Origin of the sequence: Clostridium sp. C1 (assembly GCF_018223625.1) — a bacterium.
In the GTDB taxonomy this organism is placed as follows: Bacteria; Bacillota_I; Bacilli_A; order Erysipelotrichales; family Coprobacillaceae; genus Allocoprobacillus.
In genome coordinates, this window is sequence record NZ_CP073631.1 from 624,629 (window position 1) to 640,122 (window position 15,494).

31 protein-coding genes are annotated in these 15,494 nt (G+C 30.3%); 26 read left to right on the forward strand and 5 right to left on the reverse strand.

Annotated elements, in window-relative coordinates; translation table 11 throughout:
• Positions 1–2 precede the first annotated feature (2 nt).
• Genes KEC48_RS03230 through KEC48_RS03240 form a run of 3 tightly spaced genes read left to right on the forward strand, consistent with a single transcriptional unit; the run spans position 3 to position 1,279 of the window.
• On the forward strand, positions 3–881 hold the full coding sequence (locus tag KEC48_RS03230) for an aldose 1-epimerase family protein (RefSeq protein ID WP_087357454.1): 879 nt from the start codon (positions 3–5) through the stop codon (positions 879–881).
• Between the two features lie 39 nt (positions 882–920).
• Positions 921–1,106: a sporulation protein Cse60 gene (locus KEC48_RS03235; protein ID WP_087357453.1), complete on the forward strand. Its 186-nt coding sequence runs from the start codon at positions 921–923 to the stop codon at positions 1,104–1,106.
• Between the two features lie 20 nt (positions 1,107–1,126).
• Positions 1,127–1,279 (forward strand): DUF1540 domain-containing protein, encoded by a 153-nt coding sequence (locus tag KEC48_RS03240; RefSeq protein ID WP_087357452.1) that lies wholly within the window; start codon positions 1,127–1,129, stop codon positions 1,277–1,279.
• Between the two features lie 239 nt (positions 1,280–1,518).
• Here KEC48_RS03240 and KEC48_RS03245 read toward each other — a convergent pair whose 3' ends face one another.
• From KEC48_RS03245 to KEC48_RS03260, 4 genes are all read right to left on the reverse strand, one after another.
• A complete protein-coding gene (locus KEC48_RS03245; protein ID WP_211964315.1) occupies positions 1,519–2,760 on the reverse strand; it encodes a site-specific integrase in 1,242 nt (413 codons plus the stop codon).
• Between the two features lie 121 nt (positions 2,761–2,881).
• On the reverse strand, positions 2,882–3,433 hold the full coding sequence (locus KEC48_RS03250) for a hypothetical protein (RefSeq protein WP_211964316.1): 552 nt from the start codon (positions 3,431–3,433) through the stop codon (positions 2,882–2,884).
• The gene (locus KEC48_RS03255) at positions 3,430–3,819 is read right to left on the reverse strand and encodes an ImmA/IrrE family metallo-endopeptidase (protein ID WP_211964317.1); all 390 of its coding nucleotides are present in this window, start codon (positions 3,817–3,819) and stop codon (positions 3,430–3,432) included. The genes KEC48_RS03250 and KEC48_RS03255 overlap by 4 nt, the downstream gene beginning before the upstream one ends.
• Positions 3,820–3,869: 50 nt before the next feature.
• Entirely contained in the window at positions 3,870–4,274 is a 405-nt protein-coding gene (locus KEC48_RS03260) for a helix-turn-helix transcriptional regulator (protein ID WP_211964318.1), read from the reverse strand.
• Between the two features lie 135 nt (positions 4,275–4,409).
• Between KEC48_RS03260 and KEC48_RS03265 the strand changes: the two genes are divergently transcribed.
• Positions 4,410–4,628, forward strand: coding sequence for a helix-turn-helix transcriptional regulator (locus KEC48_RS03265; protein ID WP_211964319.1), 219 nt, complete (start codon positions 4,410–4,412; stop codon positions 4,626–4,628).
• A gap of 75 nt (positions 4,629–4,703) precedes the next feature.
• A complete protein-coding gene (locus tag KEC48_RS03270) occupies positions 4,704–4,907 on the forward strand; it encodes a hypothetical protein (protein ID WP_211964320.1) in 204 nt (67 codons plus the stop codon).
• On the opposite strand, the gene KEC48_RS03275 is transcribed toward KEC48_RS03270, so the two are convergent.
• Positions 4,902–5,297 (reverse strand): DUF2513 domain-containing protein, encoded by a 396-nt coding sequence (locus KEC48_RS03275; protein ID WP_211964321.1) that lies wholly within the window; start codon positions 5,295–5,297, stop codon positions 4,902–4,904. The two genes, KEC48_RS03270 and KEC48_RS03275, sit on opposite strands and share 6 nt — an antisense overlap.
• Positions 5,298–5,502: 205 nt before the next feature.
• On the opposite strand from KEC48_RS03275, the gene KEC48_RS03280 reads away from it, so the two are divergent.
• The 21 genes from KEC48_RS03280 (at position 5,503) to KEC48_RS03380 (ending at position 15,491) form a co-directional block, all read left to right on the forward strand.
• Positions 5,503–5,790: a hypothetical protein gene (locus tag KEC48_RS03280; RefSeq protein WP_211964322.1), complete on the forward strand. Its 288-nt coding sequence runs from the start codon at positions 5,503–5,505 to the stop codon at positions 5,788–5,790.
• Positions 5,791–6,240 (forward strand): XRE family transcriptional regulator, encoded by a 450-nt coding sequence (locus KEC48_RS03285; RefSeq protein WP_211964323.1) that lies wholly within the window; start codon positions 5,791–5,793, stop codon positions 6,238–6,240.
• A gap of 42 nt (positions 6,241–6,282) precedes the next feature.
• Positions 6,283–6,537, forward strand: a complete 255-nt coding sequence (locus tag KEC48_RS03290) for a hypothetical protein (protein ID WP_211964324.1) — start codon at positions 6,283–6,285, stop codon at positions 6,535–6,537.
• A 79-nt stretch (positions 6,538–6,616) separates the two neighbouring features.
• Entirely contained in the window at positions 6,617–6,886 is a 270-nt protein-coding gene (locus tag KEC48_RS03295) for a hypothetical protein (RefSeq protein ID WP_211964329.1), read from the forward strand.
• The gene (locus KEC48_RS03300; protein WP_211964331.1) at positions 6,883–7,551 is read left to right on the forward strand and encodes a YqaJ viral recombinase family protein; all 669 of its coding nucleotides are present in this window, start codon (positions 6,883–6,885) and stop codon (positions 7,549–7,551) included. The genes KEC48_RS03295 and KEC48_RS03300 overlap by 4 nt, the downstream gene beginning before the upstream one ends.
• A gap of 10 nt (positions 7,552–7,561) precedes the next feature.
• A complete protein-coding gene (locus KEC48_RS03305; RefSeq protein ID WP_211964333.1) occupies positions 7,562–7,720 on the forward strand; it encodes a hypothetical protein in 159 nt (52 codons plus the stop codon).
• Positions 7,707–8,573, forward strand: coding sequence for a DUF1351 domain-containing protein (locus KEC48_RS03310; protein ID WP_211964335.1), 867 nt, complete (start codon positions 7,707–7,709; stop codon positions 8,571–8,573). The genes KEC48_RS03305 and KEC48_RS03310 overlap by 14 nt, the downstream gene beginning before the upstream one ends.
• Positions 8,558–8,989, forward strand: a complete 432-nt coding sequence (locus KEC48_RS03315) for a hypothetical protein (protein ID WP_211964337.1) — start codon at positions 8,558–8,560, stop codon at positions 8,987–8,989. The genes KEC48_RS03310 and KEC48_RS03315 overlap by 16 nt, the downstream gene beginning before the upstream one ends.
• Complete coding sequence (locus KEC48_RS03320; RefSeq protein ID WP_211964339.1) at positions 8,989–9,891, forward strand: hypothetical protein; 903 nt, start codon at positions 8,989–8,991, stop codon at positions 9,889–9,891. Before KEC48_RS03315 ends, KEC48_RS03320 begins: the two co-directional genes overlap by 1 nt.
• A gap of 58 nt (positions 9,892–9,949) precedes the next feature.
• A complete protein-coding gene (locus KEC48_RS03325) occupies positions 9,950–10,633 on the forward strand; it encodes a hypothetical protein (RefSeq protein WP_211964341.1) in 684 nt (227 codons plus the stop codon).
• A complete protein-coding gene (locus tag KEC48_RS03330; RefSeq protein WP_211964343.1) occupies positions 10,633–11,163 on the forward strand; it encodes a hypothetical protein in 531 nt (176 codons plus the stop codon). Before KEC48_RS03325 ends, KEC48_RS03330 begins: the two co-directional genes overlap by 1 nt.
• 136 nt (positions 11,164–11,299) lie before the next feature.
• Positions 11,300–11,527, forward strand: coding sequence for a hypothetical protein (locus KEC48_RS03335; RefSeq protein WP_211964345.1), 228 nt, complete (start codon positions 11,300–11,302; stop codon positions 11,525–11,527).
• Positions 11,511–11,711 carry a hypothetical protein gene (locus tag KEC48_RS03340; protein ID WP_211964347.1) on the forward strand — a complete coding sequence of 67 codons (201 nt, stop codon included), beginning with the start codon at positions 11,511–11,513 and terminating at the stop codon, positions 11,709–11,711. The genes KEC48_RS03335 and KEC48_RS03340 overlap by 17 nt, the downstream gene beginning before the upstream one ends.
• Positions 11,712–11,726: 15 nt before the next feature.
• The gene (locus tag KEC48_RS03345) at positions 11,727–11,951 is read left to right on the forward strand and encodes a hypothetical protein (protein WP_211964349.1); all 225 of its coding nucleotides are present in this window, start codon (positions 11,727–11,729) and stop codon (positions 11,949–11,951) included.
• A complete protein-coding gene (locus KEC48_RS03350; RefSeq protein WP_211964351.1) occupies positions 11,948–12,142 on the forward strand; it encodes a hypothetical protein in 195 nt (64 codons plus the stop codon). The genes KEC48_RS03345 and KEC48_RS03350 overlap by 4 nt, the downstream gene beginning before the upstream one ends.
• A complete protein-coding gene (locus KEC48_RS03355; protein ID WP_211964353.1) occupies positions 12,139–12,807 on the forward strand; it encodes a conserved phage C-terminal domain-containing protein in 669 nt (222 codons plus the stop codon). The genes KEC48_RS03350 and KEC48_RS03355 overlap by 4 nt, the downstream gene beginning before the upstream one ends.
• Before the next feature lie 5 nt (positions 12,808–12,812).
• Positions 12,813–13,046, forward strand: coding sequence for a replicative helicase loader/inhibitor (locus KEC48_RS03360; protein WP_211964355.1), 234 nt, complete (start codon positions 12,813–12,815; stop codon positions 13,044–13,046).
• Positions 13,024–14,217 carry a DnaB-like helicase C-terminal domain-containing protein gene (locus tag KEC48_RS03365; protein WP_211964357.1) on the forward strand — a complete coding sequence of 398 codons (1,194 nt, stop codon included), beginning with the start codon at positions 13,024–13,026 and terminating at the stop codon, positions 14,215–14,217. The genes KEC48_RS03360 and KEC48_RS03365 overlap by 23 nt, the downstream gene beginning before the upstream one ends.
• Positions 14,214–14,522 (forward strand): hypothetical protein, encoded by a 309-nt coding sequence (locus KEC48_RS03370; protein WP_211964358.1) that lies wholly within the window; start codon positions 14,214–14,216, stop codon positions 14,520–14,522. The genes KEC48_RS03365 and KEC48_RS03370 overlap by 4 nt, the downstream gene beginning before the upstream one ends.
• On the forward strand, positions 14,519–14,731 hold the full coding sequence (locus KEC48_RS03375; protein WP_211964359.1) for a hypothetical protein: 213 nt from the start codon (positions 14,519–14,521) through the stop codon (positions 14,729–14,731). Before KEC48_RS03370 ends, KEC48_RS03375 begins: the two co-directional genes overlap by 4 nt.
• 1 nt (position 14,732) lies before the next feature.
• Entirely contained in the window at positions 14,733–15,491 is a 759-nt protein-coding gene (locus KEC48_RS03380) for a site-specific DNA-methyltransferase (RefSeq protein ID WP_211964360.1), read from the forward strand.
• Positions 15,492–15,494 lie beyond the last annotated feature (3 nt).

Below are 15,494 nucleotides of genomic sequence, written 5' to 3' on the forward strand. Positions count from 1 at the left end.
ATATGGTAACTTTAAAAAACAGTGAATTAGAAGTTGAATTAAATGCTAAAGGAGCAGAAATTATTAAAATTATAGGTCAACATGATCATATTAATTATATGTGGCGTAGAGATCCTGCTTTATGGGCAAGTAGTGCCCCTATTCTTTTTCCAATCATTGGAGCATTGCATAATGATGAATGTCTGATTGATGGAAAAACATATCATATGACACAACATGGTTTTTCTAGACATAATGAGTATATGACCCATCAGCTTTCAGATACATGTGTGGAATTTGAACTCACACCTAATGAAGATATTTTAAAACAATATCCTTATTTGTTTGATTTAAAAGTGATTTATACTTTAAAAGAGAACACATTGGAATGTCGCTGTATTGTCAAAAATACTGATGATAAAACAATTTATTTCCAGATTGGAGGACATCCTGCTTTTGCTTGTCCATTCATGGAACATGAATCCAGCAATGATTATTATGTTGAATTTGAAAAAGAAGAAACTCTTGATCAAAAAGTTATAGATGTGGCGCATCGTGCCATGTCACGTATCACAAAACCATTTTTTGATCATGAAAGACGTTTCTTTGTAAGACAAGCTTTATTAGATAATGATGCGATTGTATTGAAAGATTTTCAATCAAGTTATGTTGCGTTAAAATCAATTCATCATCAAAAAGCCATTTATTTCCATATGGAAAATTATCCTCATTTAGGAATCTGGGCAAGTAAACATGTCGGTGGTTTATTAGCTTTAGAACCTTGGAATGGACATGGAGATTATATTGATTTTCATGGTGAATTTAAAGACAAAGAAGGTATGATTGCTTTAGAACCACAACAAGAATTTACTTGTATGTTTGCTATTGAGATTCGTCAATAAATGACATATTTTTGATAGACATGGTGTTATGATAAATATATGAAAATAAAAATTATTGAAAAAGGACACGAATTAGATTTAGAAGATGCCTTAAATGAATTTATTCAAAAAGAAAATCCTGATATTCAAGATATGCAATATCAAGTAGCTTTGACATCATGTCATGGTCAACTTGAATATAGTTTTAGCTGTTTGATTGTATATTCATCTCAAAGACAGGCATAATAATATATGGAGGTGAAACTATGGCTAAAGATGTAAAATGTAGCGTAGATAACTGTAAATATTATTGTGACGGATGTTGTGAAGCGAATTGTATTCATGTTGGAAATTGTCACTGTGTAGAAGCCAAGAAAACTTCTCAAACTGCTTGTGATACATTTGAATGTCGTCAGTAAAAGAGATGAGAAAAGGTATGATTATGGAAACGTAATAATACCTTTTTTTATGACAAGTTCTAGATGAGTCAAGATTTATTATAGCTATCTTTATACAAATTTGTTATAATAGAGGCGGATAAAATCTAAATTTAAGAAGAACGAAAATCCTTATAAAATAAGGGTTTAAGCCACTTTTATATACATCAAAAAATGATATTTTTTGTTTATAAACTAACAATAAACTAACAAATCCCCATTCATTTAAGAGTGGGGATTTTATTTGTTTCATCTATCAATCTTTGGTTACTTACATGCGTATATACATCTTTTGTTAAATCTTTTGCACTATGTCCTAAAATCTTTTTTACCAGATATTCATTCAATTCAAATTCATTTGCTAATGTTGCAAATGTATGTCTGCCAGAATGTGGGGTACATTTAAAATTCATTTTTTTCTTTATAGTATTGAAATTGTTTAAATAAGTAAAATATTCCATGCCAAGAATTTTAGTATTCATAATATTTTTTATATATTCAACTATGCATTCATGTATTGGTATGATTCTATCAATTCCATTTTTTGTCTTGATTCCACCAATCATATATCTTTCATCAATATGAATATTTTCTTTTTTGAGTTTAAGAAGTTCACTCGGTCTCATGCCAGTATAGATCATAATCAATATTGTTTGAACGATGATGTCATCATCATGTCTAAAGAGTTCTTTGATTTGTTCTTTAGTAAAAGGAACTTTTGTATGCTTATCTTCTTTTTCCAATGTTTCTTTGAATTTAATGTATTGGACATAGTTCTTTTCAATATAATCATATTTGATTGCATATCTAAAGATATAATTAAGAACAATTTTCATATTATTCATTTTACTTTGACCAGTTCCTTTTTTCATTAGGTCATCAAAGTAAGGCTGCAGATCAACAAGAGTAATATCATCAATTCTTCTATTGTGTAATTTTTTGAAGTGATTGAATGAAACTGTATAGTTAGCTATTGCACGATAGGAAAGATGGTCTAAATCACTTTTTAAGAGTTTATCCCATATCTGGGCAAAAGTAGGGCAGTCTTTCAATTTCTCTGTATTTCCATCATATATCTTGCTATGCTCTGTCTTTTTAATCAAAGTAGTGTTCTTTGATATTTTACCCTCGACATTATAAACAAATTCAGCAACAGTACCAGAAGCACATCTTCCATCTTTTTCTAAAGCATATAAGTCTAATGCCTTAACAGCATGTTCATATTCTTTGAAATAGGCAAGAGGTTGTTGCATCTGTTGACCTTCGTCATTATCATTATATCCTGTTGTAATTGTCGCCATATAAGGGCGCATACGCTTGCCTGAGAGCTTTGTTATGCTTCCACTACCTTTTTCTCGTCTTGTTCTTTTTTGCTTTGTAGAAGCACGTATGCTCGTTTCTTGAGTGCTTAAAAACTGTTTAAACTGTAGAAACAGTTCAAAATCTTCTTTACTAATTTCCATATTGTTATACCTCCATTAATTTGTTATAATAGAGGTGCAAAATTAAAATTTATCGTGGTTGGTATATTTTTAATTTTTGCACCTGGAGAGATATTGCGAGTATCTCTCTTTTATTTATTTTTTATTCAAATTGATCTTTAATATAATTTCCCGCATATACTACATCCATATTATACTTTTCTACAAATTCATTATAATATTCTTTCACCTCTAATAAAGAAATTTTATCTTCTTCTGATAAATCACCTATAGTATCGCTTCTTTCATATTTTTCATTAGTTTCTAAATCTAATTCAAGACCATTTCTGCCAGCTACAAAATATTTTCCACTGTATTCAAATTCATTTAAATCAATAACGAGTACTCTTTTTAAATATGTAGCAGTATCATTGTCTTCATTTCCATATTTATCAAAGTTGATTTGATATTCAATTATTCTTTCGTCGTTTTCATCATTTTCAGAATAGTAAATACGTATTTGTTCTTCATTATTAGAAGCTGAAATTAAACTACCTGTCAATTGTTCAATTTCACACTTATCAAAGAATGAAGTATCAGCACTTGAAAAGTTATCCATTTCTTTTAATTTTATTTCTTTATAAGATTGTAAATCCTTTTTTGAACATCCTACAATCATACCCAAACACAATAAACACATTAATATCTTTTTCATTGTTTTCCCTCCAATTTCATAATATCTGCATAGGTGTACCAAATTTTATCCGGTATGCCTTTTTCTTTGTTAATAAAATCAAGACATTCATTCATTGAGTCAACATCACTCAATAATAACTCGCATGCAAAATCATTTGCTTCTTTTTCTGTCTTGGTTTTATAAATGCGACAGTAATAATTAAAACTTATATCTGTGTCGTAATGAAGAACATAATGTCCTAATTCATGAGCTAAAAGAAACTGTATGTATAAATAATCTAAGTCTGGGCGAATGAATATTGTTGCATTTCCACTATGATCAATTACAATTTGTGATTCAAGTGTTTTCTGCTTAAAATCCTTTTCAATCACATCAATTCCCAAACTGTCTAATACAACATTCATATCTCCATATTTTTTGTATAAATCAAAGCAGTGTTCTTTGGTAACCACAATCAATCCCTTTTATGTTTCTTTGCCATGATTTTTAACATGTCTGCTAAATCTTCAGCCATATCCATAATTTCTTCATCACTCATCAAATCTAAGTCATAACCACCAAAGTTAGCTACCATTGGTTGTCTTATAATGAATTCCATTGCTTCTTGTGCATTTTCAAAATGAGCTGGAATATAGTTTGTATCATTTAATTCATCTGTTAATTCCTTCATGCTGACTTCTAACACATCAGCTAGTTTCTGCATCTTATCAACACGAGGGTAACTTTGACCATTATACCAACTAGAAATTGTAGATAAAGGATAGCCGGTTTTATTTGCTATATCAGTCTGAGAAATATTTTTTCTTGACATTATTCTTTTTAAGTTATCATTAAATATTTTTCTAGCATCATTAGGCATAATAAATCTCCTCCTTTCATGTAAAATTATACATTTAAACTGTAAAAATAGCAAGTAAATGTGAAAATAATTACAATTTAATCGTTGACACTACGATAAAAATGTAGTAAAGTGTAATTGGGAGGTGAAAATATATTGGGAGTTGACTTAAGAATTTCATATGCAAGTGCTAGACATAACTGTGGATTATCCCAAAAAGAAGCTTGTAAAATTCTTGGAATTAGCGAAAAAACATTAATTGCATATGAAAATGGCAAAACGATACCGAGATGGGATAATCATTGTAAAATGGCAAAATTGTATGGTATTCCAAAAGAATGTCTATGTCCTCCAAATAAGGACAAAAATTTTTAATTATGAACTACGATTAAATCGTACTTACTCAAGAAACATAACTGTATTTAGAAATGTTAAGGATGGAGGGAAGCTTTGTTATTTATGATTGAAGCAGAGATGTATTTTGATAAAGAAATTAGAAAAGATATTAATGAATTAATTAATTTACTGTATTTAGAATGCAAGAATGAAGCTGGAGGTTTAGAAAAGGATACATTCTTATTTTTAGCTAATCTTTTTAAAGAAAAAGCATCAGAACACTTTCAACAAGTAACTGACGCTTATAACAAATTATAGACCTAATTTTTCTTTAAGTATTTTGTTTGCTAATGCTTTTATTATATCAATAGTTACTCCAGAACCTATTTCGTCAATTTTGGTCATTACAATTTCAAATACTTTTGAATTTGAAATTGAAGATAAAAATTGATGTCCTTGAAATGTAAGTTCAGTGACCCAACAATCATATAACATATTGCTTGCATATTTAAATTCAGCTTTTACTAAATATGCTTCGTTAAGTTTTTTCAGAGTATAGATAATCTCTTTCTTAGAATAATCTTTTAATCTGTCACTGTCCATTAGATTATAAATCGAAATTCGTTTTGACACATAGTTATCATCTAAAGTGGACTTTTCTTCAATTGTGATAAGTAAATCTCTGATGCATCGAGGATCAAGCTTCATTATTTCACCTCACTTTCTATTGGATTTGAACATTGGGGGATGCTCATAAATCCATTATATAGAAAAATACGGGGAATGTAAAAAGGAGTAGATATTATGCAAACAATTGTAATTTTATTTTTAACAGCATGTAATGTCATTCAATTTTGCTGTATTTGTTATTGGAAAAGTAAAGCTGATAAATAAGAGAAGGGAGGTACATATAATGGCACAGAAGTTAAAGTTCATGGATAGTGGTATTTCTTATATTGAAAATGTAGATTATTGGAAATTTGTAGCAGCGACAATCAATCCTGATCCAATCTGTGGAGAATGCTTAAAACCAATTGCAAATGAAAAGTTTGTTCTAATTCCAATATTGAATGAGGTCTATTGTAAAAAATGTGCTAATGAAGTACTAGAACAAATGCAATGGTATGAAGAAGATAGAAATGTTCATGATGCAAGAACTCAATACTGGTGTAGGGCTTTAGGTGTGAAAGGAGGTGTTTAGATGCTATTCAGTGAAATCATGAAGCAAGAAATGAAGAAGTATCATTTATCAATTGATGATGTTTCGGAGATATGCAATCTGTCTGTCAATAAGATTAGAGCATATACACTAGGAACTATTCCAAAAGGCAAGGATTTAGAAAAGGTGTGTAAAGGTCTTGATTTAAATTTGGATGATCTAGTGTTTGATGAATTAAATATCTCTATATCAGAGGCTTCAAAACTTATGCAAAAGAGTCCAAATTTTGTAAAGATGATGGTTCGTAAAGGAGTATTTGGATTCTATGATGGAAGTACATATCACATTCCAAGATTGAAGTTTGAGCAGTATATGGGAATGCGTGACAATTATCAGATTGATAACGTTGTAGAAGCAATGTTCCAGCTTTTAAAGGAAAAAGTAAAAAAAGAAAAAGCTGACTTCTCGCAAAAGTCAGCAAACATAAATTAAACCAACTAAATTATAAACCATTTTGAAAGGAAGTGCAAACATATGAATAACCAACCACGTTTCAATAATATAAGCACCAGAGGAATAATGACACTCACAATTATTTTGAGTTTAGTGTCTTTGCCTTTGGTTCAGTATATACATCACTTAGAAAAGGCAAGAAGATTAGCTATTAATTGCAATTATCAAAATACATATGGCGGTGAAATGATTATACCAATATTAATTCTTTTTGTTGGTATAGCAACTGCATTAGAGGTTGATAGAAAGAGATATTTGAAATATGAAAAGCGTTAATGGGTGGAAATATAATCTTCTTGCTTTTCTAATGACTTTTCATTGTGTTATCAGAATTGTGATTGTAGAGGTGATATAAATGGCATTAAAGAAAATTATCGCATCTTTGACTCAGCCTGGATTGAATATTATCGAAGATAACGAAGATGAAATGAAAATTATAGTTGAATGTCCATATTGTCATGAACATGTTCAATATGGAGAAACTATCATGATAAGTGGATTTGTAGGGTGTTCACATTGCTATTGGGGTGAGAATGGATTAATGGAAACAGTCATGAAGATGAAAGAAGAAAATTATGATGAGTATGTAAAAGGAGATTTTTATAAGAGAGGGTATCGAGGATGAATCTATATCAAGATACTGAAAATTATATATGTCACCATTTTAATTCTAGAGATGAATGGCTTAGCAAACGTATTAAGGGAATTGGCGGCAGTGACGCAAGTATTCTTGTGGGGCTCAATCCATATAAGACAAATAATGAACTTTGGAAAGAGAAAAAGGGAATTGTACATTCAAAAGAAATGTCAAATGCAGCTATTAATCATGGGAATGCATTGGAACCAGTATTAAGAAAATGGTTTGAAGTATCTTTTAATGACTTTCAGGTTCAGTATCAAGAAAATGTTATTCTACAGTCAAAAAATACTGAATGGCGTTTATATAGTCCAGATGGTTTATTGTTTCATAATGAATATGGTCCTGGAATATTTGAAGCAAAAACAACACTTATACAAAACTCAAACATGCTAGAGCAATGGAACAATCAGATACCACAACATTATTATATTCAAGTCTTGCATGGATTTTTAACTACAAATTTCAATTATGTCTATCTCATTGCTGAGCTTAGATTTGCTTGGGATGAAGATAAGGTGGAAATACGAAAATATTTCATCAGAAGAAATGAAGTGTTAGATGATTTGAAATGGTTAGATCAGCAGGAGAAATATAATTGGAATGAATTTTATGTTAAAGATGTAGAACCAAGTTTAGTTCTATTTTTATAGGAGTGTTTTTATGGAAGAAAACGAAAAGAAGGAGAAATTAGATGATTGTAAATATCTGTTATTAAACGCTAAAGAAATTATCCTAGATATTTTTGAATATAAGGATTTAGTCAGTTATATAGATATTACAATGGATGAAGTAAGGAGATTAGAAAATGGCACAGTTTAATATTACAACAACAAGCAAAGCAGGAGAGATTTCTCTTAACTATGACGAATTAAGAACTCTTTTGATTAAAGAAATGGAAAAGTATGATTATGAAGTTACTGAAGATTTAATCAAGGAGGCAAAGGAAGATAAGGCTAAGATTAATAAATTTGCTGCTGCTTTGGATAATCGTAGAAAAGAGATCAAGAAAGAATATTGTATTCCTCTTGTGCAATTTGAAGAACAAATGAAAGATTTATATGCAATTGCAAAAGATGGATATACAAAAATAAATAACCAATTGAACGCTTTTGAAGAAGCAAGAAAAGAAGAAAAGGCAATGGAAATTGCTCAATACTGGCAATCTAAGAATTTTACATTAGTTCCTTTAGAAGCAATATATGATGCTAAATGGCTCAATAAAACTTGCAATGACTGGAAAGAGCAAATTGATATGAAGATTGATCAAATCAATCAGGATTTAAATATTATCAATAGCTTTGGAGTAAACGATGAGGAAAAGGAAGAAATCAAAGGATATTATCTTGATTGCTTAAATATTGCTCAGGCAAGAAGTCAATTTGATGCTCAAAAGGAACGTAGAGAACAGCTAAAAAAATTACAGGAACAAAGAACAATTCAAAACGATACTCAACAAGCTTCTTATGCTCCTGAACATGCTCATAGCGAAGTCTATGAAAAAGAAGATGCAAAAGAGGTACAAAGTATCAAGAAAACACGTTGGGTTGTTGAATTCATCGGTACTAACGTTTTCAAAGAAAAAATGAATGCAATTATCAAAGAATGTTATCCAGATGATGTCAAAGTGAAAATTTTAGAAAAGGAGGAAATTTGGTTATGCCATCTACAATAGAATTAGTAACACATATTTTAGAAATGGATAAAGAATTAGAAAATCTAAGAATTAAAAACATGATGCTTTCAAAAGATGAACATAACGTTAATCACTGCTCTTGTGATGAAGTAGAGCAACCATCTAAAATTGATGAAATAATTTATCAAGCCGGAATAGAAAGCATGTATAAAAAGTTATTTTATGACTGGACAACAGTCAAAGCCTTTAGAAAAGAGAATGGAAAAGTTGAGTATACATCTTTTCAAAATTATGTAAAAAACGAATTAAGAAATGAATGCATACCACTAGAGCTTTCAAAAAAGGAAGTGCTTATGAAGTTTGATCATATATTAAAAACAAAATATGAGGATAAATGCAAAGAAGCATATGAAAAATTATTAAAAGAAGAACAAGAAAGAGAGGAAGATGAATAATGACTTTACAAAATAATTTAACACAATCAATGGGTGGAGAAGTTGCCATGCCACAATCTGCAAATGAAGTATCACAGGTTATGGCTAGTAAGGAATTAGCAAGAGTACAGGGTCAAGTTTTCATGGCAAAGCAATTTCCTAGAGATTTCTATACAGTCAATAACAGAATCAGTGCTTCTTGTGAGCGTGTTTCATTAGCAGAAATCAGTGAGTACGAATATTCACGAGGAGGGCAAAAGATTGTTGGAGCAAGTATCCGCTTATTAGAAGTCATAGCTCAATGCTATGGTAACATTTCTTACTCTTGGAAAGAAATCAGCAGAGATATGACAAATCATAAATCTACAGTTCTAGCTTATGCGTGGGATTTAGAAACAAACTTATATTCAGAAATGGAGTTTGATGTTTACCATTACAGAAGTTCAAAAGCAAAAGGAAGAATCTTGTTGACAGATGATAGAGATATTTATGAATTGATTGCTAATCAGGCAGCAAGACGTGTTCGTAGATGTCTAGAAAATGTCATTCCAAGAGATATTGTTGATGATGCAAGAGAAAAATGTCATAAAACTCTTGAAACAAAGATTGATGTTCAAAAAGAGCTTGATAAAGCTATTGACATTATGAATGAAAGATATGGTGTTACATTGCAGCAAATTGAAAAACGTTTTGGTATGAATAGAAGAGGATTTACTGCAAATACATATCGTGAATTAAAAAGAATTAATGTTTCTATTCGTGAAGGAATGGCATCTGTAGAAGATTATTTCCCTAAGGAAGAAGAAATAGATAATAAAAAGACAGTCAAAAATGAACTTCCAAAAGAACCTAAATCTAAGCAAGCAAACAAAGAAGAAACTGAGAAAGTTCAAGAAAGTATTGAACAGCCAACATTATTATAAAAGGGGATAATGAAGAAATATGAAAATAAGCAAAGAAGAAAAAAGCCTATATAATTTTTTGAATGTATTTAACACGATTTTTGGAAAGAGCGAGTATAGAAATACAATTGTTGGAAAAGGTAACAAATGTTATTTCTTTACAAATGGTTATATTGGTATCTTTGAAGATAAAGATAGAGAAACATTAACAGGTGGAAATTATGACTTTGGTCAATCGTTCTATGAGTTGAAGCAAACTCCTGCAAAAACATTTGTCTTAGATGAGATTGAAGTAATGGATAACATTTATGCTGAGTCTATTGAAAAATCAATTGAATTAGCTGATCAGTTCTTTAACTGCAATTCCTTCAAGCTTGAATATGATAAACAATATGAATATAAGTTAGCTAAGATTGCTGAGGAAACAGGCAGATGGTTAAAGGACCAAGATGTCAAATATCTTGATAAGTTTAAAGAAGCAACAATCTTTCAGTTAGAGGATAGTGTTATTGTCAAGTCAAGTGGTCTTACAAAAGAAGATTGTTCTAATGTAACAACGATTCTTGTTTTTGTTGGAGAAATTCATCCTGATTTATCAGATGCAACACAACAAAAGATGAATGTTGATGAACCTATATTAGTAGAAAATAAGCAAATGTTAATTGAAAATCATGGTCTTGAAGATATTGTTGATGATGATCCATATCCAGATGATTTACAAGATGAAACCTTTGATGAAGATGGTGGAGGAATTTATTTCTAATGATATTTGCTATCGATCCAGGGAATGAGTACTCAGCTTACGTTTTATTGAATGATGATTTATCTGTATGTGATAAAGGAAAGGTAACCAATGATGAATTGTTGGATACAATTAATAGAGTTTTCTATATGAATGTTGTCAATTCAAAATTGATTTCCAATGTTGAGCATGTTGCTATTGAAATGGTTGCATCGTATGGAATGGCAGTTGGTAAAAGTATTTTTGATACATGTGTTTGGATAGGACGTTTCTATCAGGCTATATATGAGCAATCAAATATTAATCCAACATTTATATATCGCAAAGATGAAAAAATGTGTCTATGTGGAAGCATGAAAGCAAAGGATGCCAATATCAGACAGGCTCTTATTGATAGATTTGCTCAACATGATTTAAAGAACGGAAAAGGAACAAAGAAAAATCCGGACTGGTTTTATGGATTCAAGGCAGATATATGGGCAGCTTATGCAGTGGCTATAACTTATCATGATAAATTCATTGATAAAAATAATATGCGATTATTTCTATAAAACAGTAAGCATGCTTACTAAATATAAACTTTTATATCAAGGGGTATATTTATACCTAAAACAATAGAAAATTGAATAACCCCTTAAAAATAAGGGGTTTCAGCAAAAATAAACGCATTGTGGAGTGATTGAATAGATGAATGAAGAAAATAAGTATGTAAAGATGGTGCAGCAATCGAAAGGAAAGAGAATTAGCAGAGCAAAAGCTATAAGATTTAAATGTTTGGATTGTTGTGGTTATCAATCAAATGAAGTTAGATTATGTCCTTCGACAGATTGCCCTCTATGGCGATATAGAACAGGGCATGAAGAAAAGGATGATTTATATTCAGGAAAGAAGGAAACAGATGATACAAACATTTAGATTTGTTTTAAACAAAAGGAAAAATACGATTTGCGTATATGTTAAAGGTCTAGGTTTGATTGCTGAATTTGATGCAAAACAATATGAAGGTGAAATAGAACATATGTTTCATAAATCAAATTCTGTAAAAGTGCTTGGAAAAATTATTAATGGAAGAATTGAGATATGCAAAATATACAGTTAAAAGGGAAGTGAGTGAATGTATAAAAAAGTAAATAATGAATTTGTTTTGAATGATCGTGATCAAATGGTGCTTATTTTCGATAAAGGAACTTTAAAAGTTTTAATCAATAATGACTTGAAAATGACACCTGATAATATAAGCATTCAAACAGAGTCGTATGGAACTGTATCTATGATTAATGATAAGCCAAAGAAAATTATTTCAAGATTAATTTTGAATGTAGAGGAGGAGAACGAATGAAAGTAGTCGGTATTAGAATTGATGGATATAATAAGATTTATTTCTATAAGACTGAAATGGACTGTAAAGAGGGAGATACATTCAATTTAAGAATGCCTAGTGGTGGAACTCCTGAAGCTAAGATTGTCATTGATAACTCTAATAGAAATTACATGGGATTGAAGTTACTGGAAGAGTTGATTGAGAAGTGAATTATATAACAATAGTGGATTTTATGGTTGAGGACTTAAAATTAAAGGGAAATGAGTTAATTGTATTTGCTTTGATATATGGCTTTTCACAAGATGATGTAAGTGATTTCCATGGCAGTTTAACTTACATGCAACAAAGAACAGGATTATCAAGGCAGACAGTGGTGGATGTTTTAAAAAAATTAGTTGATAAAAAACTTATTATCAAAGAAGAAGGATTTAGGAATAATCTAAAAATATGTCATTATAGAACTAGTCAAGAAACTTTACTAGGGGTAGTCAAAAAACTTGACTCGACTAGTCAAGAAACTTTACCGCTTAACCTATTATATTACAAAGATTATATAAAAGATAATAATAGTGAAGTTGATGAAGATATAAAATTAAAAGTTACGGAAATCATAAAATATCTAAATTCTAAAACAAATAAAAATTTTAGAGTAGAAGCTAAAACAAATAGAGAACCAATAGAAGCTAGATTGAAAGATGGGTATACAATTAGGGAATTAAAAAAAGTTATAGATATAAAAGTAAGTGAATGGTCAGGTACAAACATGGATACATATTTATGTCCTCAAACATTATTTAGACCATCTAATTTTGAAAAATATTTAAATCAAAATGTTGTGTTTAAATCTCAAAATAAAAATATTGAATGGGAGTGATATAAGTGACAAATGAGCAATGTCAAAAGATGCTAGATATTATAGTGGGCGTATATCCAAGTTTTTTAAATGGCAGAGATCCTAAAATTGTATTTAGAGCTTGGTACAGATATTTAAAAGATTCTGACTATGAAGATACAATGAAGAACTTAGATAAATGGATTGAAGAAAATACATATCCTCCAACAATTCGTGACATAAAACCATGGGACCCATATGCAGGACTTAGAAAACAATAATTATCAAAATGAAATCATTGGTATTCTAGCAAATAAACCGGAACACTTCAAAAGAACAGTTTTAAGAAAAGAATATTTTGATAATACACATGGGATTATGTTTGAAATTATGCAGAAATCTTATCGTGAAAATGGAGTTGTTCTTCATGAACTTCTCCTTTCAGATAAGAGAGTTAATGATATGGAGTATTTAAATTGCATTTCAAATGTCATACATTCATATCCAGAATATTTTGATGCTTTGGAGAAATATGCTATTGATCAATACAAAGAAAAAATAATTTTCAACGAAAGTATGAAATTAAAGAATCACGCCATTAATCTCGAACAGTTCAACAATACAATATCTAATCTCAATAAAGTAGGTATCATCAAAGGAAACAAGCTTACCGAAAAGAAAATTATTGATTCATTAACAAAGAATAAAAAGAAGATAACATTCAACAAATTTAAAACTCTAGAAAGTAAGCTGAGTCTTGTTGAAAAAGATTTAGTCATACTTGCAGGAAAGACAGGGGCTGGAAAAACTGCTTTTGCTCTTAATTTGTTGGAAGACCTATCAAAGAATTATCCCTGTTTATATTTCAATATGGAGATGCTAGAAGAAAATCTAATCAAAAGAGTTATTGCTTTATGTACAAATCTAAAATTTTCTACAGTTGGAAATTTTGAAAAGTTACCTCAAAACGCAATTGAAGCAATAAAAAAGAATGCACATGTTTTAGGTTCGAGAGATATTGAAATCAAGAGTGAAAGTCAATCAATTGAAAAGATAAGAAGCTATATAAGCTCATATGACTCAAATGGCAAACATTTCATTGTTTTCATTGATCACATGGGGTTAATATCAGCAAGAGGAAAAACAAGCTATGAAGTAGCAACGAGAGTTGCCAAAGAATTGAGAAGAATATCGTTAGACAATAACTGCACTATTATTTCATTATGTCAGCTGTCAAGAGAAGCTAAGAAAGCCCAAAGACCTAGTCTTGATTTACTTCGTGATAGCGGAGAAATAGAGCAGAGTGCTAGAAAGGTTTTATTTGTCTGGGAAGAAAATGAAAAATATTATTTAAGAATTGAAAAGAATGACAGTGGGGCATTATCAACAATACCTGTCATCTTTGATAAGAATAAGCAGCTATTTAAAGAAATTGAAGGTGTAAGAACATGAGTGATACTGATTTGAATTTTTTGTATATTAGCAACCGAGAATTAAAAGCAATCATCAACACTGCTTTGTATAGCTATTACAAAAGATATGTTGAACAGCTGGAAAAGGAACATGACGAATTACTCAGAGAGAACATTCAGCTTGAAAAGAAGGTAACACGTTGGAGAAATAAATACAATGAAGCCAAGAACTCTAATGGAAATGATTTGAATCATAGGGAAATGTGTAAAAAGCTAGTTAAAGAAAGAGATGCATATAAAGAAATGTATCTAAAAATAAAAAAGGAATTAGGAGGAATGAAATGAAAGAATACATAGTTTATGACAATAGAACTGATGATGTACTTGCAAGTGGAACTGCAAAGGAATGTACAAAAGCTCTGGGATATGCAAGCAAAGATGTTTTTTATAGTCAAATCTGCTCTCAACGACACAGAGGACAGAAAGGCTATCCTCAACGAAACAAGCATATTGATATTTATGTCATTAATGATGAGGGATTAGAGAGATGTTGAAATGAATATAAAAATAGAATTGTATAATGATCATTTTGAAAATGCAAAACGTTATCAGATACCTAGAGCACAACTCATAATTGCAGACATTCCATATAACATCGGTATCAATGCTTATGGTTCAAGAAGTGATTGGTATATTGGTGGAGATAACAAAAATGGAGAAAGCGATAAGGCGGGTAAATCTTTTTTTGATACGGACAACGATTTCAAAATATATAATTTCTTTCAATTTTGTACAAGATTGCTAAGAAAAGAACCTAAAGAAAAAGGGAAAGCACCTTGTATGATTATTTTCTGTTCGTGGCAACAGCTGAATGAAATAAAAAATTATGCAAAACAATTTGGATTTAATCATGCTCAACCTTTATTCTTTATAAAAAATTCATCATCACAAGTATTAAAAGCAAATATGAGAATCTGTGGAGCAACTGAAGTTGCATTAGTGCTATATAGGGACAAGCTACCTAAATTCAATAATGATGGACATATGATATTAGATTGGTTCAAATGGGATAGAGGTGGGAATTACCCAAAAATACATCCTACTCAAAAGCCTGTGTCAGTTCTAAAAAGATTAATACAAATCTATACAGATGTTGGAGACGTTGTTATTGATCCAGTTGCCGGGAGTGGAAGTACTTTAAGAGCATGCGCCGAACTGAATCGTAGTTGCTATGGGTTTGAAATTAAGAAAAAGTATTATAACTTGGCAAAAGAAAAGATGCTTTCAAATGTAAATCTAACTTTGGAGATATAAATA